Source organism: Aliihoeflea sp. 2WW (genome assembly GCF_000497755.1).
Classification (GTDB): Bacteria; Pseudomonadota; Alphaproteobacteria; order Rhizobiales; family Rhizobiaceae; genus Aliihoeflea.
The window spans coordinates 213,663-239,139 of sequence record NZ_AYOD01000015.1 but is presented as its reverse complement, the minus strand read 5'-3'; the positions used below and the strand labels follow the sequence as shown (position 1 = coordinate 239,139).

Here is a 25,477-nt window from a genome sequence, read left to right as displayed (position 1 = left end):
CATGGCGCTCGCGCGCGGCAGGCGCAGCCAGCGCAACGTCGATTACTGGCCGGGCTTCGTCGATGCCCTGTCGACGCTTCTGCTCGCCATCATGTTCCTGCTGTCGGTGTTCGTGCTGGCGCAGTTCCTTCTCTCCCAGGAGATCAGCGGCCGCGACCAGGCCCTGATCCGGCTCAATGCGCAGATCAACGAACTGACGCAATTGCTGGCGCTCGAACAGTCGAGCAGCCAGGACATGGAGGACGCGTTGTCCTCGCTGCAGGCGTCGCTCTCCGATGCCGAGAGCGAACGCTCGCGCCTCCAGCAGCTTCTCGATGCGGGATCGGGCGCCGGCGCGGAGGCCGAGGCGCAGATCGGTTCGCTGTCGGGCGAACTCGACGAGGAGCGGCAGGTCTCGCAGCGCGCGCTTTCCCAGGTCGAACTCCTCAACCAGCAGATCGCCGCGCTGCGCAGCCAGATCGGCGCGCTCGAAGCTGCGCTCGACGTTTCCGAGGCACGCGATCAGGAATCGAACGCCAAGATCGCCGATCTGGGGCGGCGGCTGAACGTGGCGCTCGCGCAGCGCGTGCAGGAACTGAACCGCTACCGCTCGGACTTTTTCGGGCGTCTGCGTGAAATTCTTTCGGATCGCGAGAACATCCGCATCGTTGGCGACCGCTTCGTCTTCCAGTCGGAAGTGCTGTTCGCTACCGGCGCGGACGTCATCAATCCGGCGGGCGAGGAGGAAATGGCCAAGCTTGCCGATGCGATCCTCGATCTCCAGCGCGAGATTCCGCCGGAAATCAACTGGGTGCTGCGCGTCGACGGCCATACGGACAACATTCCCCTGTCCGGCACCGGCCGGTTCCGCGACAACTGGGAACTGTCGGCGGCGCGCGCGATCTCGGTCGTCAAGTTCCTCGTCGCCAACGGCGTGCCGGCCGAGCGGCTTGTGGCGGCCGGGTTCGGCGAGTTCCAGCCGCTCGACGAGACCAACACGCCGCAGGCGCGCGACCGCAACCGGCGCATCGAACTGAAGCTCACCGAAAGATAGTCCGCAACGGGAGGCACGGCATGGATTGCGACGTGATCATCGTCGGCGGCGGGCTGGCGGGGCTGGTCGCGGCGGCCGAACTCGGCGATCGCGGCAAGCGCGTCGTGATCCTCGAGCAAGAGGGCGAGAACTCGCTCGGCGGACAGGCCTTCTGGTCGCTCGGCGGCCTGTTCATGGTCGACACGCCCGAGCAGCGGCGCATGAAGATTCGCGACAGCCACGAACTGGCATTGTCCGACTGGATGGGCTCGGCTGCGTTCGACCGGGACGAGGATCGGTGGCCGCGAACGGTCGCCGAAGCCTATGTCGATTTCGCCGCAGGCGAGATGCGAAGCTGGCTGCACCAGATGGGAATGCGTTGGTTTCCGGTCGTCGGCTGGGCCGAACGCGGAGGGGCGCTGGCCACCGGGCATGGCAATTCGGTGCCGCGATTTCACCTGACTTGGGGCACGGGGCCGGGCGTCGTCGCGCCGTTCGAGCGACGCGTGCGGGCGCATGTCGAAGCTGGGCGAATCAGTTTGAAGTTCCGCCATCGGGCGAGCCGGCTGATCAAGACCAATGGTGCGGTGACGGGCGTTGCGGGCGAGGTGCTGGCGCCGTCGACGGTCGGGCGCGGGGAGAAATCGTCGCGTGAAAGCGTCAGCGACTTTGAGGTGTCCGCCGGCGCGGTGATCGTCGCCTCGGGTGGGATCGGCGGCGATTTCGAACTGGTGCGCAAGAACTGGCCGGTCGAGCGATTGGGGCCGGCGCCGAAGAGCATGGTCGCCGGGGTGCCGCACCATGTCGACGGGCGTATGATCGGCATTGCGCGTGACGCGGGCGCGTCGGTGATCAACGCGGACCGATTGTGGCACTATACGGAAGGCCTGAAGAACTGGTCGCCGATCTGGCCGAACCATGGCATCCGCATCCTGCCGGGGCCGTCCTCCATGTGGTTCGATGCGTTCGGCGCGCGGCTCGAGGCGCCCTGCATGCCGGGCTTCGATACGCTTTCGACGCTGAAGCGCATCCTGTCGACCGGGCGCGACCATTCGTGGTTCGTGCTGACGCAGAAGATCATCGAGAAGGAATTCGCGCTATCCGGCTCGGAGCAGAACCCGGACCTGACCTCCGGCGAATGGCTGCAGGTGGTCAAGAGCCGGCGCGGCAAGGGCGCACCGCCGCCGGTCGAGGCGTTCAAGCGCGATGGCGAGGATTTCATCGTCTCGTCCTCGCTCGGCGAACTCGTCGCGGGCATGAACCGGCTCGTCGGCGAGGAACTGATCGACCATGACCGGATGGAGGCGCAGATCGCGGCGCGCGACCGGCAGATCGACAATCCGTTTGCCAAGGATGCGCAGGTGACCGCCATTCGCGGCGCGCGCGCCTATTTGGGCGACAAGCTGATCCGCACCGCCCGGCCGCACAAAATCCTCGATCCGAAGAACGGGCCGCTGATCGCGGTGCGGCTCAACATCCTCACCCGCAAGACGCTAGGCGGCATCCATACCGACCTCGACGCGCGCGTGCTGGACGGATCGGGTGAGCCGATTCAAGGGCTCTACGCCATCGGCGAGGCGGCGGGCTTCGGCGGTGGCGGCTATCACGGATACAACGCGCTGGAAGGCACGTTTCTCGGCGGCTGCATCTTTTCGGGCCGCGCGGCGGGGCGCAAGGCGGCGCAATGATTTCGAGCAGGGACAATTTCATGCAACTGACCAATAGCGACATCGCGGAACTGACGGCCTGGCGGCGCAAGCTGCACGAGCAGCCGGAAATCTCCGGCGAGGAGGAAGAGACGGCGCGCGAGGTCGTGTCCTTCCTGACGCCAACCGAGCCCGACGAAATCCTGACCGGGCTCGGCGGGCACGGCGTCGCGGTCGTCTACGACAGCGGCAGGCCCGGGCCGACCGTGCTCTTCCGCTCCGAGACCGACGCGCTGCCGATCGAGGAACTCGGCGACGTACCGCACCGCTCGAAAGTGCCCGGCAAGTCGCATATGTGCGGCCATGAGGGGCATACGACGATCCTCGCCGCGCTCGGGCGCCAGCTTGGGCGCGAACGGCCGGCAAAGGGCCGCGTGGTGCTGATGTTCCAGCCGGCGGAGGAGACGGGCGCGGGTGCGGCCGGCGTCGTTGCCGATCCGCGCTACGATGCGATCCTGCCCGACTTCGCGTTTTCGCTGCATAATCTGCCCGGAACGCCACTCGGGCATGTGCGGTTGAAGGAGGGCGTCGTCAATTGCGCCTCGCGCGGGATGCGGATCGTCCTGACCGGCAAGACCGCGCATTCCTCGATGCCGGAGACCGGCACGTCGCCAATGCCGGCGGTGACTGAGTTGATGCCGAAGCTCGCCGCGCTCGGTGGCGGGCGGTTCTCGGAAGACGATTTCGCGATGGTCACGGTGACGCATGTCTCGATGGGCGAGGCGGTGTTCGGCATCGCGCCGGGGCGGGCGGAAGTCTGGGTGACCTTGCGTACGCGGCTCGACGAGCGCATGGCCGATCTCGTCGCCTCCGCCGAGGCCCTGGCGAAGGATGCCGCAGGGCGGGCCGCGCTCGGTTGTGAAATCGACTATCACGAGATTTTCGTCGCCAGCCTCAACGCGCCGGAAGCCGTCTCGCATCTGCGCGCGGCGATGGACGCGGAAGGTATTTCTCATGACGAGGCCGAGCTGCCGATGCGCGCATCGGAGGATTTCGGTCATTTCGGGCGGCGAGCGAAGTCGGCGATGCTGTTTCTAGGCGCCGGCGAGAACCACCCGCAACTGCACAATCCGGATTACGACTTTCCCGACGATCTGATTCCGATCGGGGCGCGGATATTCATGCGGACGGCGAGGAATCTGCTGGGGTGATGTGCGCCCCCTCCGTCCCTTCGGGCCACCTCCCCCGTGAACGGGGGAGGATTTGCCGTCGAGAATGGCCGCGACCTTGATCCTCCCTTACGAAGCGGGGGAGGTGGCCCGAGGGGACGGAGGGGGCGTGGGGGAATGACCTGCAGGTCGATCCCTACTCCGCAGCCCTTCTGAACGCCTCGGCGCCGGCGTCGAATTGCAGGCTGGCGAGGCGGGCGTAGGTGCCGCCCTGACGCACCAGGCTTTCATGCGTGCCGGTCTCGACGATGCGGCCCTGATCCATGACGAGGATGCGGTCTGCCTTGAGGACGGTCGCCAGCCGGTGGGCGATGACGAGCGTGGTGCGGCCTTCCATCAGGCGCTCCAATGCAGCCTGGACCAGCGTCTCGCTTTCGGCGTCGAGGGCGGAGGTGGCTTCGTCGAGGAGCAGGATCGGCGCGTCGCGCAGGATGGCGCGGGCGATGGCGACGCGCTGGCGCTGGCCGCCGGAAAGGGTAACGCCGCGCTCGCCAAGCTCGGTGTCGAAGCCGGCGTCGAGGTTGCGGATGAAGGTTTCGGCGTGGGCGTCGCGCGCGGCAGCCTCGATCTGGGCGCGGTTCGCGCCCGGCCGGCCGAAGCCGATGTTCTCGGCGGCGGTCGCGGCGAAGATCGTCACGTCCTGCGGCACGATGGCGATGCGCGCGCGCAGGTCGTCGAGCGAAGCCTGCCGGATGTCGACGCCGTCGACGAGGATCGCGCCGGCGGACGGATCGTAAAAGCGCAGGAGAAGCGAGAAGATCGTGCTCTTGCCGGCGCCCGACGGGCCGACGATGGCCACCGTCTCGCCCGGCTGCACCGTGAAATCGAGCGACTGGATGGCCGACTGGCCGGGGCGGACTGGGTAGGCGAAGGAGATGTCGGAGAAGACAACCTCGCCGCGCGCCGGGACGGGCAGGGGAATGGGGCTGGCCGCCTCGGCGACGTGCGGTTCCTCGGCCAGGAGTTCGGTCAGTCGCTCGGCCGCGCCGGCGGCCTGGGAAAGCTCGCCCCAGACCTCCGACAAGGCGCCGAGCGCGCCGGCGGCGAAGACGGCGTAGAGCAGGAACTGCGACAGCGTGCCGGGGCTCATCTCGCCGGTCAGAACGTCGCGCGAGCCGAACCAGAGCACGCCGACGATAGACGAAAAGATCGTCAGGATGGCGAAGAAGGTGAGGAAGGAGCGGGCGAAGACGGAAAGCCGCGCGGCCTCGAAGGCTTCCTCGACGGCGCTCGAATAGCGACCCGTGACCAGTGCCTCGTTGGTGAAGGCCTGGAGCGTGCGTACCGAGCCGATCTGCTCGCTTGCATAGGCGGTGGCGTTGGCGAGCGTGTCCTGCGCGTGGCGCGACTTCGCCCTGACCGAGCGGCCGAAGGCGACGAGCGGCAGCACGATGAGCGGGATCGCGGCGATGACGAGAGCAGAGAGCTTGGGGCTCGTGACGACCATCATCGTCAGCGCGCCGGTGCCGAGAATGACGTTGCGCAGCGCGACCGAGGCGGTCGCGCCCATGGCGGACTTGATCTGCGTCGTGTCGGCGGTCAACCGGGATATGATTTCGCCTGACTGCACCGTGTCGAAGAAGCCGGGTGACAGGCGCGCGACATGGGCGAAAACGTCGCGGCGCATGTCGGAGACGACGCGCTCGCCGAGTGTGATGACGAAATAGTAGCGCCCGGCAGAGGCGGCGGCGAGCACCACCGCGATGACGATCAGCATCGAGAAGTAATTGGTGATAAGCTGGTCGTCGGAGCCGGTGAAACCGTGGTCGATCATCCGGCGCACGGCAAGCGGCAGCGTCAGCGTCGTCAGTGCCGCCAGCGACAGGAAGAACAGCGCGCCCGCAACCTTGCCGCGATAGCGCAGCATGTAGGGCAGCATGGTGCGCAAGGGGCGAAGCGAGCGCCGGCGGGCTTCGGCTTCAGCGTCTGCGGGTCTCATGGTGTCCTCGGCGTCCGCGGGCCGGCGCTGTTTGCGATTTCGCCGGCGCGCTCTTGTGATTCAAATTCGGCTCCTGTATAGGCCAGCCGACGTTTTTCGAAGCCGTAGACCCTGACGGTCGCAGCTTCAAGTGCCCGGAGCGGGCGCAATCGCCGCAGGCATTGGCTCCGTGCTCCCGATCGAGACATTAGGACAAGACCGATGAAAGCCGATATCCACCCCGACTACCACAGCATCAAGGTCGTCATGACCGATGGCACCGAGTACATGACCCGTTCGACCTGGGGCAAGGAAGGTGACACGATGAACCTCGACATCGACCCCAGCACGCACCCGGCGTGGACCGGCGGCAACCAGTCGATGCTCGATCGCGGCGGCCGCGTCTCCAAGTTCAAGAACAAGTTCGCCAATCTCGGCATCTAAGCCGGACGCGAAGTTCAGTTCGAAAAACCCGCCGGCAAGGCGGGTTTTTTTGTTGGTGGCCTGGCGAGCCGCGCCGCCCGGCGAGGCGGCGCGCACTCCGCTACTTCTTCTTGTTCTGGCGGTTCGAGACGAGGTCGTCGACGACGGCGGGATCGGCCAGCGTCGAGGTGTCGCCGAGCGCGCCGAAATCGTCTTCGGCGATCTTCCGGAGAATGCGCCGCATGATCTTGCCGGAGCGGGTCTTCGGCAGGCCGGGGGCGAACTGGATCTTGTCGGGCGAGGCGATCGGGCCGATCTCCTTGCGGACATGGGCGACAAGTTCCCTCTTCAGATCGTCATTGCCTGCCTCGCCGGCCATCAGGGTGACGTAGCAATAGATGCCCTGGCCCTTGAGATCATGCGGGTAGCCGACGACGGCGGCTTCCGAGACCTTGTCGTGGGAGACGAGGGCGGATTCGACTTCCGCCGTACCCATGCGGTGGCCGGAGACGTTGAGCACGTCGTCGACGCGGCCGGTGATCCAGTAGTATCCGTCGGCGTCGCGCCTGCAGCCGTCGCCGGTGAAGTACTTGCCCTTGTAGGTCGAGAAGTAGGTCTGGATGAAGCGCTCATGGTCGCCATAGACCGTGCGCATCTGGCCAGGCCATGAATCGGTGATGCACAGATTGCCGTCGGCCGCGCCTTCGATCACCTGGCCCTCATTGTCGACGAGCTGCGGCTGGATGCCGAAGAAGGGTTTCGTCGCCGAGCCGGCCTTCAGGTCGATGGCGCCGGGGAGCGGCGTGATGAGGATGCCGCCGGTCTCGGTCTGCCACCAGGTGTCGACGATGGGCGAGCGCTTGTCGCCGACGACGTTGTAGTACCACTCCCACGCTTCCGGGTTGATCGGCTCGCCAACCGAGCCGAGCAGGCGCAGCGACCTGCGCGAGGAGCGCTTCACATGGTCGTCGCCCGCGCCCATCAGCGCGCGGATGGCGGTGGGGGCCGTGTAGAAGATGTTGACCTGGTGCTTGTCGATGACTTCCCAGAACCGGCCGGCATTGGGATAGCTCGGCACGCCCTCGAACATCAGCGTCGTCGCGCCGTTGGCGAGCGGACCATAGATGATGTAAGAGTGACCGGTGACCCAGCCCACATCCGCCGTGCACCAGTAGATATCGCCTTCGTGGTAGTCGAAGACGTATTCGTGCGTCATCGACGCGTAGACGAGGTAGCCGCCGGTGGTGTGGAGCACGCCCTTGGGCTTGCCGGTCGAGCCGGAGGTGTAGAGGATGAAGAGCGGGTCCTCGGCCTTCATCTTTTCCGGCTTGCTGTCCGGCTTCGCCGCGCGCACCTCGTCGTGATACCAGAGGTCGCGGCCCTCGGCCCAGCCGATCTTGCCGCCGGTGCGGCGCACGACCAGCACATTCTTGACCATGACGTGATTCTTGGCCGCGATGTCGATCGCCTTGTCGGTGTTTTCCTTGAGCGGGATCGTCTTGCCACCACGCAGACCCTCGTCGGCGGTGATGACGAAGGTCGATTCGCAATCGACGATGCGGCCGGCGAGGGCATCGGGCGAGAAGCCGCCGAAGACGACCGAATGGATCGCGCCGATCCGCGCGCAGGCGAGCATGGCGTAGGCCGCCTCGGGGATCATCGGCATGTAGATGGTGACGCGGTCGCCCTTCTTGACGCCGCGCGCCTTCAGGACGTTGGCGAGCCGGCAGACATGGGCGTAGAGCTCGTTGTAGGTGATCTTCTTGTCGTCATACGGGTTGTCGCCTTCCCAGATGATGGCGACCTGATCGCCGCGCTTCTTCAAATGGCGGTCGATGCAGTTGTAGGAGACGTTCGTGCGGCCGTCTTCGTACCACTTGATTGAAACCTTGCCGTCGAAGGATGTGTTCTTGACCTTGGTGTAGGGCGTGAACCAGTCGATCCGCTTGCCGTGCTTGTCCCAGAATTTTTCCGGGTTCTTGATCGAGTCCTTGTACCACTTCTCATAGGTGTCCCTGTCGATCAGGGCGCGCTTCTTCCACTCCGGCTTGACGCGATGGACTTTCACCTCGGACATGCAGTTCCTCCCGATCAGGATTGTTTTGCGGGCACGGCCGCTCAAGATGCGGGCATTATTAGCATTTGGGCCGCAGGCACAACATTAGACGATGGGTGCGGCGTGGGTCTCTATCGCAAGGTAGGCAGCACTCCGCTCGCGACGCTGCCAAGCATCTGATTCAAAGTGATAAATTTCGCTTGAACGACGCCGTGATAAGTGGACGGTTAAGCCTTTGGGCCGCACACTGACCCTGCTTCATATGCGACTGCGGGGTGCGAACCATGCAACGTACACGTGAAATGGAGCTGATGCTCCAAGGCTACGGCCTGACGACGGCGCAGATCCTCTACCGGATGCCGGATCATCCCGGCCTGCTGCAGACCTTCATCTGGCAACATTACGATCTAGCGCCGAAATTCCCCGAACTCTTCCGCTTCCTCGACTTCTGGCGCGAAAAGCTCGACGGACCGCTTCATTCGGTGAGCTACACGCACAAGAAGCTGATCTCGCCGAACGAGTGGCGGAATGTCAGCGGGGAGTTGGTGATTCACTGACGGATGGTCCGAGATTCCAGGGATCGACCAGGCGGACGCCGGCATCCGTGAAGTCAGCAACGTTGCGCGTGACAATGGTCAGGCCGTGGACGATGGCTGTCGACGCGATGAGCCCGTCGATATCGCCGCGAGTGCGTGCAACCGAAAGTCGGCCCCATTCCACCGCGATGTCTTCGGAGACCTCGATTACGCGATCCGCAAAGGTCGTTCGTGTGCGTTCGAGCCATGCGGCCAGGTGCGCTGCCGAGGCGGGGTCGCGGCGCGCTTTCATCGTCACGCCGCGTGCGATTTCTCCCAGCGTGAGAACGCTGATGAACAACTGGGCGGAAGTCTTGTCGGATATCCATTGCACGACCGGTGCGCGTCGCTTGCGCAAGTCGGAAACGATGTTGGTGTCCAGGAGATAAGTCAAAAGTCGATCGGCGGTCTGCTGGGCGTCTTCGAACGGCGGTTGACTTCTTCGTACATGTCATCCGGCCACTCGGGGCCCGACAGGAGGTGTTCGATGAACGACGGTCTGTCCTTGTCCTTCGTCAGCCGATCGTATTCCTCGACGGACAGCACAACAGCGGTTCGCTTCCCACGGCGCGTCACCGTCTGTGGGCCCTCGGTGAGAGCCTTCTCAACAACCTTCGAAAGGTGGTTCTTCGCGTCCTGAAGTTGCCAGTTCATCAAGCACGTCCAAAGCTAGCTAGACTGGCTAGCTATATAGCACCGACCGCCCGTCGCTGCCAGTCGCCCTTACCTGCTCCCGAAGATCGCCGACCCGACGCGGACCGAGGTCGCGCCGAACTGGATTGCGGTCTCGTAGTCGCCGGACATGCCCATGGAGAGCTTTTGGACGCCGGATTCGCGGGCGAGCTTTTCGAGGAGGGCGAAGTGGGGGCCGGGGTTTTCGTCTGCGGGCGGGATCGCCATCAGGCCTTCGATGGCGAGGCCGTGGGTTTCGCGACAGCGGTTGACGAAAGCGACGGTCTCGCGCGGATCGATGCCGGCTTTCTGGTCTTCGAGGCCGGTGTTGACCTGGACGTAGAGGCGCGGGCGTCTGCCCTGCCTTTCCATTTCCTTCGCTAGTTCAGCGGCGATCTTCTCGCGGTCGACGGTCTCGATGACGTCGAAGAGGGCGACGGCTTCCTTTGCCTTGTTAGACTGCAGCGGGCCGATCAGATGGAGTTCGAAATCGGGGAAGGCGTCGCGCAGAGCGGGCCATTTGCCTTGCGCTTCCTGCACGCGGTTCTCGCCGAACACGCGCTGGCCGGCTTCGAGGACGGGGCGGATCGCTTCGGCCTCGAAGGTCTTCGAAACGGCGACGAGCGTGACCTCGTGAGACCGTCCGGCGTCTTCGCATGCTCTGGTGATTTTGGCTCGAACTTCGGCGAGACGGGCGACGGCGTCGGACATATGGGCTTCGATACTCCACATAGAGTTGATCTTTCACCTTATCCGTGGTGAAGACCGGTCGAATTTTCGAGCACCTTATCCGGCGAAAAGCAGGTCATGGCAACCGAACGATACAATCCGCGCGCAAGCGAACCGAAATGGCAGAAGGCCTGGGACGAGGCCAAGCTCTTTGCCACGCAGAACGACGATCCGCGCGAGAAATACTACGTGCTCGAGATGTTCCCCTATCCTTCGGGGCGCATCCATATGGGCCATGTGCGCAACTATGCGATGGGCGACGTGGTGGCGCGCTACAAGCGGGCGGCGGGATACAACGTGCTGCACCCGATGGGCTGGGACGCCTTCGGCCTGCCGGCCGAGAACGCCGCGCGCGACAACAAGGTCAATCCGCGCGACTGGACCTATGCCAATATCGAGACGATGAAGGGCCAGTTGAAGACGATGGGCCTGTCGCTCGACTGGGCGCGCGAATTCGCGACCTGCGACCCGAGCTACTACAAGCACCAGCAGAAGATGTTCCTCGACTTCTGGCAAGGTGGCCTCGTCGAGCGCCGCAACGCCAAGGTCAACTGGGACCCCGAAGACATGACCGTGCTTGCCAACGAGCAGGTGATCGACGGGCGCGGCTGGCGCTCCGGCGCGCTGGTCGAACAGCGCGACCTGACGCAGTGGTTCTTCAAGATCACCTCGATGGCGCAGGACCTGCTCGACGGGCTCGACACGCTCGATCGCTGGCCCGAGAAGGTCAAGCTGATGCAGTCGAACTGGATCGGCCGCTCGGAAGGCCTGCAGCTTCGCTGGAAGCTGGATTCGGAGACCGCTCCCGAAGGCGAGAGCGAGCTCGAAGTCTACACGACCCGGCCCGACACGATCTTCGGCGCGTCCTTCATGGCTATCGCGGCCGACCATCCGCTGGCGAAGAAGGCGGCGGAGAAGAATCCTGCGCTGGCGGATTTCATCGCGGAGATCAAGCGCAGCGGCACGTCCGCCGCGGAGATCGAGACGGCGGAAAAGAAGGGCTTCGACACCGGTATCCGCGTCGTCCATCCCTTCGACGAGAGCTGGACGCTGCCGGTGCACGTGGCGAATTTCGTCCTGATGGACTACGGCACCGGCGCGATCTTCGGCTGCCCGTCGGGCGACCAGCGCGACCTCGACTTCGCCAACAAATACGGACTGCCGGTCGTGCCGGTGGTGATGCCGCGCGACGGCGATGCGGCGAATTTCCAGATCATCGACGAGGCCTATACGGACGACGGCGTGATGATCAATTCGCGCTTCCTCGACGCCATGGCGCCGAAGGATGCGTTCGAAGAGGTCGCTTCGCGGCTGGAATCCTCGACGCTCGGCAACCGTCCGCAGGCGCAGCGCAAGGTGCAGTTCCGCCTGCGCGACTGGCTGATCTCGCGCCAGCGCTACTGGGGCTGCCCGATCCCGGTCATTCATTGCGACGATTGCGGCGCGGTGCCGGTGCCGGCCGATCAATTGCCAGTGCGGCTGCCCGACGAGGTCTCGTTCGAAAAACCGGGCAACCCGCTCGACCACCATCCGACCTGGAAGCACGCTGCCTGCCCGAATTGCGGCAAGGACGCGCGCCGCGACACCGACACGATGGACACGTTCGTCGATTCCTCGTGGTATTTCGCCCGCTTCACCGATCCATGGAACGAGGACCAGCCGACCGATCTCGCCCATGTCGACGGACCGAATGGCTGGCTGCCGGTCAACCAGTATATCGGCGGCATCGAGCACGCGATCCTGCACCTGCTCTATTCGCGTTTCTTCGCCCGCGCGATGAAGGCGACGGGGCATTTGAACGTGGTCGAGGAGCCGTTCGAGGGGCTTTTCACGCAGGGCATGGTCGTGCACGAGACCTATCGCGGTGCGAAGGGCTGGGTGACGCCGGCTGAGGTGAAGCTGGAGGAAGTCGATGGCGCGCGACGTGCGACGCTGATTTCGACCGGTGAGGACATTGCCATCGGCTCGATCGAGAAGATGTCGAAGTCGAAGAAGAACGTGGTCGACCCGGACGACATCATCGCCAGCTATGGTGCGGACACGGCGCGCTGGTTCATGCTGTCGGATTCGCCGCCGGACCGCGACGTGATCTGGACGGAAGCGGGCGTCGAGGGTGCGCATCGCTTCGTGCAGCGCGTCTGGCGCCTGGTATCGGAGGCTTCGGAGACGCTGAAGGGCGTTTCGGGCGAACCCGCACGGGACGGCGAAGCGGCAGCCATTTCCAAGCTCGCGCACAAGACCGTGAAGGCCGTCGGCGCCGACATCGAACGTCTCGGCTTCAACAAGGCCGTCGCGCGGCTTTATGAACTGGTCAACGCTCTGGCGCCGCGCGTACAGGGACTGGCGTCAGCGAGCGACGCGGACAAGGCGGCGCTGCGCGACGCCTTCGACAAGCTGCTGGTGATGGTGGCGCCGATGATGCCGCATCTGGCGGAAGAATGCTGGGCGGCGCTCGGCGGCGAGGGAATGGTCGCGGATCAGCGCTGGCCGCAATTCGACGCGGCGCTGACGGTCGATGACGAAATAACCCTACCGGTTCAGGTCAACGGCAAGAAGCGCGGCGATCTGACGATCGCGCGTGACGCGGACCAGTCGGCCGTGGAAGCTGCGGCGCTCGCGCTCGACGCCGTGCAGAAGGCGCTCGAAGGCAAGGCGCCGCGCAAGGTCATCGTCGTGCCGCAGCGGATCGTGAACGTTGTAGCTTGAGCTGGCCCAACAAGGCGGGCGCCTGTGGGCGTCCGCCGGTCGGGTGCTTCTGAAACGGTTCGACCTGCGATTGCGTTCGAGAAGCGAAGGCTATCTACACGTTAGCTGTTATTCAGGAACTTTTTGTTACCAGACTCATTCTTGCAAGAATGTCATGGCCGCGTCATCCCGTTCGGCGATGAAGGCGCGTGACGGAGTGCATAGAATGAATCTTCGGCAGGCGCCGTTAAGTCTCACCTCGATCATCAGCTACCTGATGCCTTCGGCCAAGCCGCGCGACCATGTGGTCGACCAGCTCATCGCCGAACGTGCGACGCATCTGTCTCGCAACCCGGCCTGGCCGGCGCTGCGGCCCTTGATCTACCGCTATTTCGACTATGATCTGGCCGTCTCGATGGCCAACGACATGGCGCCGCTGCCGGGCATCGCGGCCTTCGACTATCTGTCGAAGCTGCTGGCGCTGGACGTGACGGTGACCGGGCTTGACAACATTCCGAAGACCGGCGGCTTCGTGCTCGCGCCGAGCCATCCGACGGGCATCGCCGACGGCATCGCCGTCTACGACCTGATGAAGCCGGTGCGCGACGACCTGTCGATCTTCGCCAATCGCGACGCGCTTCGCGTCTCGGCAGGTCTGCGCGACCTGATCATCCCCGTCGAGTGGCGGCAGGGCGAGAAGAGCCATTCGAAGAGCCGCGACACGCTGGAAATGACGGCCAAGGCCTTCGCCAACGACCGCGCCGTGGTGCTGTTTCCGTCCGGCCGCATCGCGTACTGGAACCAGAACAAGCTGACGGAGCGGCCCTGGCAGCCTTCCTTCGTGGCGCTCGCGCGGCGTTACAACGTGCCGGTCTTGCCGGCGCACATCACCGCGCGCAATTCTGGGCTGTTCTACTTCTTGTCGAAATATTCGACCGAGATGCGCGACATGACCGTGTTCCACGAACTGTTGAATAAGAAGAATCGACCTTTCGAGATCACCGTCGGCAAACCGATCGCACCGGATCTCCTGCAGGGGGACGCGGCCGAGGTGGCAGCGATGCTGCAGAAGCACACGGTCGAGGATCTGGCGCGGGATCCCGGCGCCGAGTTCCACAGGTAAGAAAAACCCCGCTCGAAGCGGGGTTTTTTGTGCTAGGGATTTGACCGATCAACCGATCTTCTGGCCGGTCTTGGCCCAGTCGGCGAGGAAGGCTTCGAGGCCCTTGTCGGTGAGGGGGTGCTTGACGAGCGCCTTGAGGGTTGCCGGCGGCACGGTCACGACGTCGGCGCCGATGAGGGCGGCGAGCTTGACGTGGTTTACCGTGCGGATCGAGGCGGCGAGGATTTCGGTGTTGAAGTCGTAATTGTCGTAGATGGTGCGGATTTCGGAAATCAGCTCCATCCCGTCCGTGCCCATGTCGTCGATGCGGCCGATGAAGGGCGAGATGAAGCTCGCGCCCGCCTTGGCGGCGAGCAGCGCCTGATTGGCCGAGAAGCAGAGCGTGACGTTGACGAGGCGGCCGTCGACGGTGATCGCCTTGCAGGCCTTGAGGCCATCGAGCGTCAGCGGCAGCTTGATGCAGATATTGTCGGCGATCTTCGACAGAACGTCGGCCTCGCGCATCATCTCGGCGTAGTCCGTGGCGGCAACTTCGGCCGACACCGGGCCGTCGACGATGTCGCAGATTTCCTTGGTGACTTCCTTGATGTCGCGGCCCGACTTCAGGATCAGCGACGGATTGGTCGTCACGCCGTCGAGCAGGCCGTATTCATTGAGTTCGCGGATGTCGGCGACGTCAGCCGTATCGACGAAGAATTTCATGTGCGTCTCCTTCAGGCTTCTGGGCGGGCGGCGGATGGGAAGTCCGCCAGCCGGCGGTTGGGACTTGCACTAGCGCAAGATCGGGGCAAGGTCACGTCCGATGAGCCAAGATTCGCCTTCCCTCTTCCCGCCAAGCAAGGTCGTGCCCGTTCTCGTGCCGATGCCGGCCGAGCGGGCCTATTCCTATGCGGTTCCGGACGGCATGCACGTCTTGCCGGGCTCGATCGTGCGCGTGCCGCTCGGGCCGCGGCTGGTTGCGGGGGTGGTGTGGGACGGCGACGGGGGATCGGTCGATCCGAAGAAATTGCGGCCGATCGACCATGTGTTCGACTGTCCGGCGATAAGCGCGGAGCTGCGCCGTTTCGTCGACTGGGTTGCGAGCTATACGCTCTCGCCGCCGGGCATGGTGGCGCGGATGCTGCTGCGAGCGCCGGCGGCGTTCGATCCCGAGCCGATGATCGACGGGCTGGTGCTTTCGGGCGCCGAGCCCGACCGGATGACGGATGCGCGCCGGCGCGTGCTCGAAATGGCGTCTGATGGGTTCGCCTGGACGCGCTCGGGGCTGGCGCGCGCGGCCGGAACGTCGCTGACGGTGATCGACGGGCTGAAGGCGCAGGGCGTTTTCGACGAGGCGCAGATCGCGCCGCGGCCGGTCGTCGCCGCACCCGATCCTGAGTACGCGCAGGCTGAGCTGATGCCGGAGCAGGCCGAGGCGGCGCAAAATTTGCGTGAGAAGGTCATCGATGGCGGGTTTTCGACGACGCTGATCGACGGTGTGACGGGGTCTGGCAAGACCGAGGTCTATTTCGAGGCGATCGCGGAGGCGGTGCGGGCGGGCCGGCAGGTGCTCGTGCTGGTGCCCGAGATCGCGCTGACGGCAGCGTTTCTGGAGCGCTTCCAGGACAGGTTCGGCGCCAAGCCGGCCGAATGGCATTCCGACCTTGCGCCGCGGACGCGCGAGCGGGTCTGGCGGCAGATGGCGGAGGGGCGCGTGCAGGTGGTGGCCGGCGCGCGCTCGGCGCTGTTCCTGCCGTTCAAGGAGCTCGGGTTGATCGTCGTCGACGAGGAGCACGATCCCGCCTACAAGCAGGAGGATCGCGTCTTCTACAATGCGCGCGACATGGCGGTGGTGCGCGGCCATATCGGTCAGTTTCCGGTGGTGCTTGCGTCTGCGACGCCATCGGTTGAAAGCCGCGTCAATGCGGGGCAGGGGCGCTATGCGCGGGAGGTGCTGTCAGGCCGGTATGCGGAGGCGGCGCTGCCCGATATCCGCGCGATCGACATGCGAAAACATCCGCCAGTGCGCGGCGGGTTCATCTCGCCGGTGCTCGTTTCGGCGGCGCGGGCGACGGTGGAGCGCGGCGAACAGGCGCTGTTCTTCCTCAACCGGCGCGGCTATGCGCCGCTGACGCTGTGCCGCGTCTGTGGGCACCGCTTCCAGTGCCCGTCCTGTTCGAGCTGGCTGGTCGAGCATCGCTTTCGCGGCCAGTTGATGTGCCACCATTGTGGGCATTCCGAAGCCCGTCCCGAAGCCTGCCCGTCGTGCGGGACACTCGACCATCTGGTGCCGTGCGGGCCGGGCGTCGAGCGGATCGCCGAGGAGATCGTCTCCCACTTTCCCGACAGCCGCGTGATCGTTCTCTCCTCCGACATGCTGGGCGGGGTGAAGCGGCTGCGGCTCGAGCTCGAGGCCATCGCCAAGGGCGAGGCCGACATCGTCATCGGCACGCAACTCGTCGCCAAGGGGCACAATTTTCCGAACATGACGCTGGTCGGCGTGGTCGATGCCGATCTGGGGCTTGCGAACGGCGATCCGCGCGCGGCTGAGCGGACGTTCCAGCTCCTGAGCCAGGTGACGGGCCGCGCCGGGCGCACCGGCAAGAAGAGCGTCGGGCTGCTCCAGACCTACCAGCCGGATCATCCGGTCATGCGCGCGCTCGTCTCCGGCGACGCGGAAGCGTTCTACGACCGCGAGGTCAGCGAGCGCGAGCGCGGCCGCCTGCCTCCCTTCGGCCGCCTCGCCGGCGTCATCGTCAGCGCCGCGACGCGGGCCGAGGCCGAGGGCCATGCGCGCGGGCTGCGGCAGGCTGCATTGCGCTCGAACGAGATCATGGTGCTCGGCCCGGCCGAAGCGCCGCTTTCGCTCGTCGCCGGCCGGCATCGATTTCGCTTGCTGGTGCACGCCGAGCGGAAGGCGGACATCCAGGGGTATATCCGCGCGATGCTCGGCGCCGGGCCGAAGGAACGCGGGTCGGTGCGGGTGAGCGTGGACATCGACCCGCAGAGCTTTTTGTAGACAGGTCGATGGGTGCCCGCGTATGCGGATGTCCAGATTTCGAGGGGATTTGACAGATGGAACTCGCATTTCCGTGGCCGTATACGCAGGGCGAGTGGCTGGCGTGGTCGTCGGCGGCGATCACGGTGCTGTTCGGACTGGTGACGCTGTTTGCGCCGCGGCTTTCGCTGAAGGCGCTGCGGCTGCAGACCGCGCCGAACCATCCCGAGGCGGTGGCCGAATCGCGGGCGACGATGTCGGGTTTTTATCTCGGCGCCGGGCTCTGCTGCATTCTGCTCGCCCAGCCGCTCCTCTACCTGACGCTGGGAGCGTCGTGGGCGCTGACGGCGTTCGGACGGGTCGTTTCGATGCTGTCTGACCGGGGCAACACGGCCTATAACTGGATCGTCCTGACGATCGAGATCGTGCTTGCCGGACTGCCGCTCGCCTTCGCGCTGGGCTTCGTCGGCTGATCCTTTCGAACTGCGACAAAACGGCCAAAAACCGCCCGGCAAGGCGTGTTGCGAGTCCTGAAAGCCTGTGCTAGACGGCAATCGACTTTTGACCGGGACGGCGGCTGGATCGCTTGTCCGGGGGAAATTTTCAACGAGGTCAGGGATTTAGCCGGTCATTTGCCCCGGTGCTCGAATTCGCTGCCTTCCAGATGAAGAGAAAACACACTTCGTGGCACAGTCTGGCTCGATGATCTCAGGTGTTTCGCAGCGCTACGCGCGCTCGCTGTTCGAACTGGCGCGGGATGAGAATTCCATCGCCGAAACCGAGAAAGAGCTCGGCCGCTTCGCCGCCATGCTCGAGGAGAGCGCCGATCTTCAGCGCCTCGTCACCAGCCCGGTCTTCTCGGCCGAGGACCAGTTCCGCGCGATCTCGGCGATTCTCGACAAGGCGGGCATCAAGGGTCTCGTCGGCAATTTCCTGCGCGTCGTCGCGCAGAACCGCCGGCTCTTCGCCGTGCCCGGCATCATCGCCTCGTTCCGCCAGATCGCGGCGGAAGCGCGTGGTGAGGTTTCGGCCGATGTGATCTCCGCCCATGCGCTCGATGCGGCGCAGGAGAAGGAACTCAAGGCGGCGCTGAAAAGCGTTGCCGGCAAGGACGTGACGGTCAATCTTTCCGTCGACCCCTCATTGCTCGGCGGTCTCGTCGTCAAGATGGGCTCGCGCCAGATCGACACGTCGCTCAAGACTAAACTCAATTCGCTCAAGCTTGCACTGAAAGAGGTCGGCTGATGGACATCCGCGCCGCGGAAATTTCCGCAATTCTCAAGGACCAGATCAAGAATTTCGGCCGTGAGGCCGAGGTCTCCGAGGTCGGTCAGGTTCTCTCCGTCGGCGACGGCATTGCACGCGTCTACGGCCTCGACAATGTCCAGGCCGGCGAGATGGTCGAGTTCCCTGGCGGCATCCGCGGCATGGCGCTCAACCTCGAAGCCGACAATGTCGGCGTCGTCATCTTCGGCGCCGACCGCGACATCAAGGAAGGCGACACCGTCAAGCGCACCGGCGCGATCGTGGACGTGCCCGTTGGTCCCGGCCTGCTCGGCCGCGTCGTCGACGCGCTCGGCAACCCGATCGACGGCAAGGGCCCGATCGAGGGCATCGAGCGCAAGCGCGTCGATGTCAAGGCGCCCGGCATCATCCCGCGCAAGTCGGTGCATGAGCCGATGTCGACCGGCCTCAAGGCCATCGACGCGCTGATCCCGGTCGGCCGCGGCCAGCGCGAGCTGATCATCGGCGATCGCCAGACCGGCAAGACCGCCATCATTCTCGACACGATCCTGAACCAGAAGTCGCTGAACCAGGGCGACGACGAGAGCCAGAAGCTCTATTGCGTCTATGTCGCCATCGGCCAGAAGCGCTCGACCGTCGCGCAGCTCGTCAAGGTCCTCGAAGAGCGCGGCGCGCTCGAATATTCGATCATCATCGCCGCGACCGCTTCCGACCCGGCCCCGATGCAGTATCTGGCACCGTTCGCCGGCTGCACGATGGCCGAATATTTCCGCGACAATGGCAAGCATGCGCTGATCGCCTATGACGATCTGTCGAAGCAGGCCGTCGCCTATCGCCAGATGTCGCTGCTGCTGCGCCGTCCGCCCGGCCGCGAAGCCTATCCTGGCGACGTCTTCTACCTGCACTCGCGTCTTCTCGAGCGCGCCGCGAAGATGAACGACGAACTGGGCTCGGGCTCGCTGACAGCGCTGCCGGTCATCGAGACGCAGGCCAACGACGTCTCGGCCTACATCCCGACCAACGTGATCTCGATCACCGACGGCCAGATCTTCCTCGAGACCAACCTCTTCTTCCAGGGCATCCGCCCGGCCGTGAACGTCGGCCTGTCGGTGTCGCGCGTCGGCTCGGCCGCGCAGATCAAGGCGATGAAGCAGGTTGCCGGCTCGATCAAGGGCGAACTCGCCCAGTATCGCGAGATGGCCGCCTTCGCGCAGTTCGGCTCCGACCTCGACGCTTCGACGCAGCGCCTGCTCAATCGCGGCGCTCGCCTGACCGAACTCCTGAAGCAGCCGCAGTTCTCGCCGCTGAAGACGGAAGAGCAGGTCGCGGTGATCTTCGCCGGCGTGCAGGGCTATCTCGACAAGATCGCGCTCGGCGATGTCGGCAAGTTCGAGCAGGGCCTGCTGTCGCACATGCGCACGGAAGGCAAGGACGTGCTCGACCAGATCCGCAAGGAGAAGGCGCTGTCCGACGACCTGCGCGGCAAGCTCAAGGCGGAAATCGACAAGTTCGCCAAGTCGTTCGCCTGAGGCCTTTGACGAGAAAGCAGAGATTGCCGCATGGCTTCACTGAAAGACCTTCGTAACCGCATCGCCTCGGTCAAGGCGACGCAGAAGATCACCAAGGCGATGCAGATGGTCGCCGCGGCGAAGCTGCGTCGTGCGCAGGAAGCCGCCGAAGCCGCGCGCCCCTATTCGGAGCGCATGGCGACGGTTCTGGCAAACATCTCGGCCGCGGTCGACGGTGCGGATGCCCCGCCGCTGATGACCGGAACCGGCAAGGACGACGTGCACCTGCTCGTCGTCTCCACCGCCGAGCGCGGACTTTGCGGCGGCTTCAACTCGCAGATCGCCCGCCTCGCACGCGAACACACCCGCCGGCTTCTGGCCGAGGGCAAGACGGTGAAGATCATCACCGTCGGCAAGAAGGGCTACGACATCCTTCGCCGCGACTACGCGCACCTGATCATCGAGCGCATCGAACTGCGCGACGTGAAGCAGGTCGGTTTCGCCAATGCCGACCAGATCGCCCGCAAGGTGATTTCGCTGTTCAACCAGTGCGAGTTCGACGTCGCGACGCTGTTCTATTCGCAGTTCAAGTCGGTGATCAGCCAGATTCCGACCGCGCAGCAGATCATCCCCGCCTCGGCGCCGACCGCGCCCGACGCGTCGGCCGAACTTGCAGGCGGCAATGCCGTCTACGAATACGAGCCCGACGCGAGCGAGATTCTCGGCGACCTCATTCCGCGCAACATTTCGGTGCAGATCTTCCGGGCGCTGCTCGAGAATGCTGCCGGCGAAATGGGCGCCAAGATGACGGCGATGGACAACGCCACGCGCAATGCCGGCGACATGATCAACAAGCTTTCGATCACCTACAACCGTCAGCGCCAGGCGCAGATCACCAAGGAACTGATCGAAATCATTTCCGGCGCGGAAGCGCTGTAATCGACCGGGCGTCTTTTCAGGCGCCGTGAAGAAAGAGGCTCACAACGATGGCTAAAGCAGCTACCAACACCCCGGCGGCCACGCCTGCCGCATCCGGCTCGACCGGCACGGTCCGCCAGGTCATCGGCGCCGTCGTCGACGTTGCCTTCGACGATCACCTGCCGGCGATCCTGAACGCACTCGAGACCGACAATAACGGCCAGCGCCTGGTTCTCGAAGTCGCCCAGCATCTCGGCGAGAACACCGTCCGCACGATCGCGATGGACTCGACCGAAGGTCTCGTCCGCGGCCAGCCGGTCAAGGACACCGGCGCGCCGATTTCGGTGCCGGTCGGCCCCGAAATGCTCGGACGCATCATCAACGTCATCGGCGAGGCGATCGACGAGGAAGGCCCGCTTGGCGCGACCACGACCCGCGCGATCCACCAGCCGGCTCCCGAATATATCGAGCAGTCGACCGAGTCCGAGATCCTGGTCACCGGCATCAAGGTCATCGACCTTCTGGCGCCCTACGCCAAGGGCGGCAAGATCGGCCTGTTCGGCGGCGCCGGCGTCGGCAAGACCGTTCTGATCCAGGAACTGATCAACAACGTCGCCAAGGCCCATGGCGGCTACTCGGTGTTCGCCGGCGTCGGCGAGCGCACCCGCGAAGGCAACGATCTCTATCACGAGTTCATCGAATCGGGCGTCAACAAGAAGGGTGGCGGCGAAGGCTCCAAGGCCGCGCTTGTCTACGGCCAGATGAACGAGCCGCCCGGTGCCCGCGCCCGCGTCGGCCTGACGGGCCTGACCGTCGCCGAATATTTCCGCGACCAGGGCCAGGACGTTCTGTTCTTCGTCGACAACATCTTCCGCTTCACGCAGGCGGGTTCGGAAGTGTCGGCGCTGCTCGGCCGCATTCCTTCGGCCGTGGGCTACCAGCCGACGCTCGCGACCGACATGGGCGCGCTGCAGGAACGCATCACCACGACGACCAAGGGCTCGATTACTTCGGTTCAGGCGATTTACGTCCCCGCCGACGATTTGACCGATCCGGCTCCGGCGACCTCGTTCGCGCATCTTGACGCGACGACGACGCTGAACCGCTCGATCGCCGAAAAGGGCATCTACCCGGCCGTCGATCCGCTGGACTCGACCTCGCGCATGCTCGACCCGCAGATCGTCGGCGAAGAGCACTATTCGGTGGCCCGTTCGGTGCAGCAGACGCTGCAACGCTACAAGTCGCTGCAGGATATCATCGCGATCCTGGGCATGGACGAGCTGTCCGAAGAGGACAAGCTGACCGTCGCCCGCGCCCGCAAGATCGAGCGCTTCCTGTCGCAGCCCTTCTTCGTCGCCGAAGTGTTCACGGGCGCGCCTGGCAAGCTGGTCGACCTCGCCGACACCATCAAGAGCTTCAAGGGCCTCGTCGCCGGCGAATACGACTACCTGCCGGAAGCGGCCTTCTACATGGTCGGCTCCATCGAGGAAGCCGTCGAGAAGGGCAAGAAGCTCGCCGCCGAAGCTGCCTGATCGCAGTGAATGGTGAATAGTGAATGGAGCGTAGGGGATAGTGAGTGTCGGAATAGTCGAATGGCGATGACCATTCACCATTCACCATTCACTATTCACTCGGTTTGACATGGCACAAACTTTCAAGTTCGAACTCGTCTCGCCGGAGCGCCTGCTCGTCTCCGAAGAGGTCGAGGCTGTCGTCATCCCCGGCACCGAGGGTGAGCTGACCGTCATGGCCAACCACGCGCCGTTGATGACGACGATCAAGCCGGGTGTGGTGCGCGTCCAGTTCGGCGGCGGCCGCGAGGATCGCTATGTCGTGTTCGGCGGCTTCGCCGACGTGGTGCCGGAAGGCTGCACGCTGCTCGCCGAATCCGCGATCGCCGTGGCGGATGTCGACAAGGACGACATCTCCCGACGCATCCAGGAGGCGCGCGAGGATCTCGACGACGCCAAGGACGACGACCAGCGCTCCAAAGCCGAGCAGCTCATCGCGCAGCTTGCTACCCTGCAGGACGCCGTCTAGAGCGTCACGGCTTCAGGTCTGACCGGGCTGATCCGTACTTTGCTTAACGCGAAATTGACCACGGCGGGCGAAAGCCCGCCGTTTTCGCATCCGCCATCGGTAATTCAGCGTTCCTTAAAGCATCGCTGGCTTGCTCTGTTCGATGCCTGCTCACAAAGAAGCAGCACGACAGCTTCATTCCGGCCGGGGCGCCGGACCGGAGAACCGATATGGCACTGGCTACCGTCGACCTCGACCAGGGGTCTGGCACGGCACGACCGCGGCGGCTGAACGCCGCCTATGCGATGCTTGCGGTGCTGGCGCTCGTCAACCTCATGAACTTCATGGACCGGGTCCTGTTCTCGGTCATGCTGGAGGCGATCAAGGTCGATCTGGCCCTGTCTGACACCCAGATGGGGATCGTCAGCGGCGTCGCCTTCGCGGTTCTCTATGGCGTGTTCGGGCTGGTGATGGGGCGGCTTGCCGACACGCGCAACCGGGTGCGATTGCTCTCGGGCGCACTTGCGTTCTGGAGTACGGCGTCGGCGCTTTGCGGCGCGGCGGGCGGGTTCGGGCAGATGTTCGCGGCCCGCGCGATGGTCGGCGTCGGCGTCTCGGGATGCGCGCCCTGCGGCCAGTCGATCATCGCCGACTACTTTCCGCCGGAGCGGCGCGCGCTCGCCCTGTCGATCTTCGCCGGGGTCGGGACGCTCGGGACCTTCATCGGGCTGGTCGCAGGCGGACACCTTGCCGAAGCCTTCGGGTGGCGGACGACCTTCATTCTCTTCGCCATTCCCGGCCTGATCGTCGCGCCGCTGGTGTTCGCATTCGGACGCGAGCCGACGCGCGGCGCTTTCGACAAGCTCGTTTCGAAGCAGGTTCCGTGGTCGCGTGCGATCCGGCACCTGCTCGGCCTGCGAACCGCCCGCAATCTTCTCGTCGGGACACCTTTGGTGCTGGTCACGGTCGGCGTCGCCAACTGGGTGCCCGCCTTCCTTCAGCGCGCGCATGGCGCGACCGCAGCGGAAGTGGGGACCTATGGCGGCGCCAGCCTCGGCGTCGGGCTGGTGATCGGCACGCTCGCCGGTGGGCTGATCGTCAACGCATTGCGCAAGCGCAACCGGCTCTGGGAGTTCTGGTGGCCGGCGCTTGCGACCGCGCTTTCGGTGCCGCTGCTCGCCGCCTTCTACCTCGCCGGCAGCGCGTCGGCCGCCTACACGATCCTGTTCTTCGCCTTCCTGATCGCCGGCACCAGCCTTGGACCGTCGCTCGCCTGCATCATGGTCGTCGCCGACGCCTCGCTGCGCGGAACGATGGTCGCGCTGGCAGTGCTGGCTTCGTCACTCGTCGCCTACGGCCTGGCGCCGGCGCTTGTGGGGATCATCAGCGATGCGCTGATCGGGCAGGGCTTCGGAGAAGCAGACGGCGAATCGCTGCGCTACGCGCTGATGACGGCGCTCGTCTTCCCGCTGTTCGGTGCATATTTCTTCCATCGCGCGGCATCGAGCGTCGCCGCCGACGCGGTCGACTGACCGGCGTCAGCCAAGGCTCGATGCGGGCGGCGTGGTGTGGGGCGAATCGGGCGGCACCTGCGTCGCCACCGGTTCGGTGAATTCCAGTTCACGCACCCATTCGCGCCAGATGGCGACCAGCAGGGCCATCAGGACGGGGCCGATGAAGAGGCCGACAAATCCCATCGTCTTCACGCCGCCGATGAGGCCGAAGAAGGTCGGCAGGAAGGGCAGCTTGATCGGACCGCCGACGAGCTTGGGACGCAGCGTCTTGTCGACGATGAAGAGCTCAACGGAACCCCACACCCACAGCGCGACGCCGGCAAAGGGCGAGCCGCTCGCGATCAGGTAGATCGAGACCAGGCTGAAGGACAGCGGTGCGCCGCCGGGGATGAGCGCCATCACGCCGGTGATGACGCCGAGCGTGACGGGCGAGGGCGCGCCGGCGATCCAGTAGGCGATGCCGAGCACGATGCCCTCACCGATGGCGATCAGCGTCATGCCGGTGACGGTTGAGGAGATGGTGGCCGGGACGACGCGGGAGATGCGGCTCCAACGCGTCGGCAGGATGCGCTCGCCGATGCGGTCGACCTGCCCGACGAAACGCTCGCCGTCCTTGTAGATGAAGAACAGCGCGATCAGCATGAAGAGCAGGTTCAGGAACAGCTCGAACAGGCCGCCGCCGGCCGCCAGGACCGCGCGGTAGATGTTGCCGATATTCGCGCCCGAGACGAGCTGCACGAGTTCGCCGATCGCGCCGGGATGGCCGATATAGCGCACCCATTGCTCGTCGATCCAGGAGCCGACGGCCGGCAGAGCGGCCATCCAGTCCGGTGTCGGGCTGCCGGTCCGGTTGGTCTCGACGGCCCAGAAGAACCATTCGCGCATCTCGTTGGCCGCATAGCTGACGGCCATGATGATGGGCACGACGAGGAAGGTAACGATCAGGACGATCGCGAGCGTTGCCGACAGGATGTTGGAGCCGCCCATGCGGTCGCGCAGGCGGCTGTAGAGCGGCCAGCTCGCAAAGCCGATGACAAGCGCCGCCAGGACGGGAACGAGGAAGCCGTGGAAGAAGTAGATGCCGGCGGCAACGACAAGGACCAGGAGCCAGCGTGCGGCCGACAGCGGCGGCACGAGCGCAATCCTGCCCGAACTGGTCGGGCCGAGCCAGCGTGGTTCGTTTGAGGGGCGCTGCGGTTGATGTTCGTTCACTGGGTTTCCGTCGATC

At 65.0% G+C, this 25,477-nt stretch carries 22 protein-coding genes; 15 read left to right on the top strand and 7 right to left on the bottom strand.

The window, feature by feature from the left end:
- Position 1 precedes the first annotated feature (1 nt).
- The 3 genes from ALII_RS0110115 to ALII_RS0110105 are packed head-to-tail and all read left to right on the top strand — an operon-like array spanning position 2 to position 3,869.
- Positions 2-1,033: a peptidoglycan -binding protein gene (locus ALII_RS0110115; RefSeq protein WP_024587206.1), complete on the top strand. Its 1,032-nt coding sequence runs from the start codon at positions 2-4 to the stop codon at positions 1,031-1,033.
- Positions 1,034-1,053: 20 nt separating this feature from the next.
- Positions 1,054-2,700 carry an FAD-binding dehydrogenase gene (locus tag ALII_RS0110110; protein WP_024587205.1) on the top strand — a complete coding sequence of 549 codons (1,647 nt, stop codon included), beginning with the start codon at positions 1,054-1,056 and terminating at the stop codon, positions 2,698-2,700.
- A gap of 20 nt (positions 2,701-2,720) precedes the next feature.
- Positions 2,721-3,869 (top strand): amidohydrolase, encoded by a 1,149-nt coding sequence (locus ALII_RS0110105; RefSeq protein WP_024587204.1) that lies wholly within the window; start codon positions 2,721-2,723, stop codon positions 3,867-3,869.
- 154 nt (positions 3,870-4,023) lie between these two features.
- Here ALII_RS0110105 and ALII_RS0110100 read toward each other — a convergent pair whose 3' ends face one another.
- Positions 4,024-5,826: an ABC transporter transmembrane domain-containing protein gene (locus ALII_RS0110100; protein ID WP_024587203.1), complete on the bottom strand. Its 1,803-nt coding sequence runs from the start codon at positions 5,824-5,826 to the stop codon at positions 4,024-4,026.
- A gap of 201 nt (positions 5,827-6,027) precedes the next feature.
- On the opposite strand from ALII_RS0110100, the gene rpmE reads away from it, so the two are divergent.
- On the top strand, positions 6,028-6,249 hold the full coding sequence (rpmE, locus tag ALII_RS0110095; RefSeq protein ID WP_024587202.1) for a 50S ribosomal protein L31: 222 nt from the start codon (positions 6,028-6,030) through the stop codon (positions 6,247-6,249).
- Positions 6,250-6,349: 100 nt separating this feature from the next.
- Here rpmE and acs read toward each other — a convergent pair whose 3' ends face one another.
- On the bottom strand, positions 6,350-8,305 hold the full coding sequence (gene acs, locus ALII_RS0110090; protein ID WP_024587201.1) for an acetate--CoA ligase: 1,956 nt from the start codon (positions 8,303-8,305) through the stop codon (positions 6,350-6,352).
- A 263-nt stretch (positions 8,306-8,568) separates the two neighbouring features.
- Here acs and ALII_RS0110085 point away from each other — a divergent pair, with 263 nt between their 5' ends.
- The gene (locus tag ALII_RS0110085) at positions 8,569-8,841 is read left to right on the top strand and encodes an usg protein (protein WP_024587200.1); all 273 of its coding nucleotides are present in this window, start codon (positions 8,569-8,571) and stop codon (positions 8,839-8,841) included.
- On the opposite strand, the gene ALII_RS0110080 is transcribed toward ALII_RS0110085, so the two are convergent.
- From ALII_RS0110080 to ALII_RS0110070, 3 genes are all read right to left on the bottom strand, one after another.
- The gene (locus tag ALII_RS0110080; protein ID WP_024587199.1) at positions 8,816-9,253 is read right to left on the bottom strand and encodes a type II toxin-antitoxin system VapC family toxin; all 438 of its coding nucleotides are present in this window, start codon (positions 9,251-9,253) and stop codon (positions 8,816-8,818) included. The genes ALII_RS0110085 and ALII_RS0110080 overlap by 26 nt on opposite strands.
- A complete protein-coding gene (locus ALII_RS0110075) occupies positions 9,250-9,513 on the bottom strand; it encodes a type II toxin-antitoxin system Phd/YefM family antitoxin (protein WP_024587198.1) in 264 nt (87 codons plus the stop codon). Before ALII_RS0110075 ends, ALII_RS0110080 begins: the two co-directional genes overlap by 4 nt.
- 69 nt (positions 9,514-9,582) lie before the next feature.
- Entirely contained in the window at positions 9,583-10,242 is a 660-nt protein-coding gene (locus tag ALII_RS0110070; RefSeq protein ID WP_024587197.1) for a YggS family pyridoxal phosphate-dependent enzyme, read from the bottom strand.
- Between the two features lie 96 nt (positions 10,243-10,338).
- On the opposite strand from ALII_RS0110070, the gene leuS reads away from it, so the two are divergent.
- Both leuS and ALII_RS0110060 read left to right on the top strand, forming a co-directional pair.
- Positions 10,339-12,966 (top strand): leucine--tRNA ligase, encoded by a 2,628-nt coding sequence (gene leuS / locus ALII_RS0110065; protein ID WP_024587196.1) that lies wholly within the window; start codon positions 10,339-10,341, stop codon positions 12,964-12,966.
- Between the two features lie 205 nt (positions 12,967-13,171).
- Positions 13,172-14,068: a 1-acyl-sn-glycerol-3-phosphate acyltransferase gene (locus ALII_RS0110060; RefSeq protein WP_024587195.1), complete on the top strand. Its 897-nt coding sequence runs from the start codon at positions 13,172-13,174 to the stop codon at positions 14,066-14,068.
- A gap of 48 nt (positions 14,069-14,116) precedes the next feature.
- Here ALII_RS0110060 and fsa read toward each other — a convergent pair whose 3' ends face one another.
- On the bottom strand, positions 14,117-14,770 hold the full coding sequence (fsa, locus tag ALII_RS0110055; RefSeq protein WP_024587194.1) for a fructose-6-phosphate aldolase: 654 nt from the start codon (positions 14,768-14,770) through the stop codon (positions 14,117-14,119).
- 100 nt (positions 14,771-14,870) lie between these two features.
- Here fsa and ALII_RS0110050 point away from each other — a divergent pair, with 100 nt between their 5' ends.
- The 8 genes from ALII_RS0110050 to ALII_RS0110015 all read left to right on the top strand — a co-directional run bounded on the left by ALII_RS0110050 (position 14,871) and on the right by ALII_RS0110015 (position 24,267).
- Positions 14,871-17,066, top strand: coding sequence for a primosomal protein N' (locus ALII_RS0110050; protein WP_024587193.1), 2,196 nt, complete (start codon positions 14,871-14,873; stop codon positions 17,064-17,066).
- 56 nt (positions 17,067-17,122) lie between these two features.
- Entirely contained in the window at positions 17,123-17,518 is a 396-nt protein-coding gene (locus ALII_RS0110045; protein ID WP_024587192.1) for a DUF4345 family protein, read from the top strand.
- Between the two features lie 211 nt (positions 17,519-17,729).
- Positions 17,730-18,290, top strand: a complete 561-nt coding sequence (locus ALII_RS0110040; RefSeq protein WP_024587191.1) for a F0F1 ATP synthase subunit delta — start codon at positions 17,730-17,732, stop codon at positions 18,288-18,290.
- Positions 18,290-19,819, top strand: a complete 1,530-nt coding sequence (gene atpA, locus ALII_RS0110035) for a F0F1 ATP synthase subunit alpha (protein WP_024587190.1) — start codon at positions 18,290-18,292, stop codon at positions 19,817-19,819. Before ALII_RS0110040 ends, atpA begins: the two co-directional genes overlap by 1 nt.
- Positions 19,820-19,849: 30 nt before the next feature.
- Positions 19,850-20,737, top strand: coding sequence for a F0F1 ATP synthase subunit gamma (locus ALII_RS0110030; protein WP_024587189.1), 888 nt, complete (start codon positions 19,850-19,852; stop codon positions 20,735-20,737).
- Positions 20,738-20,784: 47 nt separating this feature from the next.
- Positions 20,785-22,248 (top strand): F0F1 ATP synthase subunit beta, encoded by a 1,464-nt coding sequence (gene atpD, locus ALII_RS0110025; protein ID WP_029660397.1) that lies wholly within the window; start codon positions 20,785-20,787, stop codon positions 22,246-22,248.
- Between the two features lie 109 nt (positions 22,249-22,357).
- Complete coding sequence (locus ALII_RS0110020; RefSeq protein ID WP_024587188.1) at positions 22,358-22,756, top strand: F0F1 ATP synthase subunit epsilon; 399 nt, start codon at positions 22,358-22,360, stop codon at positions 22,754-22,756.
- Between the two features lie 209 nt (positions 22,757-22,965).
- Entirely contained in the window at positions 22,966-24,267 is a 1,302-nt protein-coding gene (locus tag ALII_RS0110015) for an MFS transporter (RefSeq protein WP_024587187.1), read from the top strand.
- A gap of 6 nt (positions 24,268-24,273) precedes the next feature.
- Here the strand turns inward: ALII_RS0110015 and ALII_RS0110010 are convergent, their stop codons facing one another.
- Positions 24,274-25,461: an AI-2E family transporter gene (locus ALII_RS0110010; RefSeq protein ID WP_024587186.1), complete on the bottom strand. Its 1,188-nt coding sequence runs from the start codon at positions 25,459-25,461 to the stop codon at positions 24,274-24,276.
- Between the last annotated feature and the right edge of the window lie 16 nt (positions 25,462-25,477).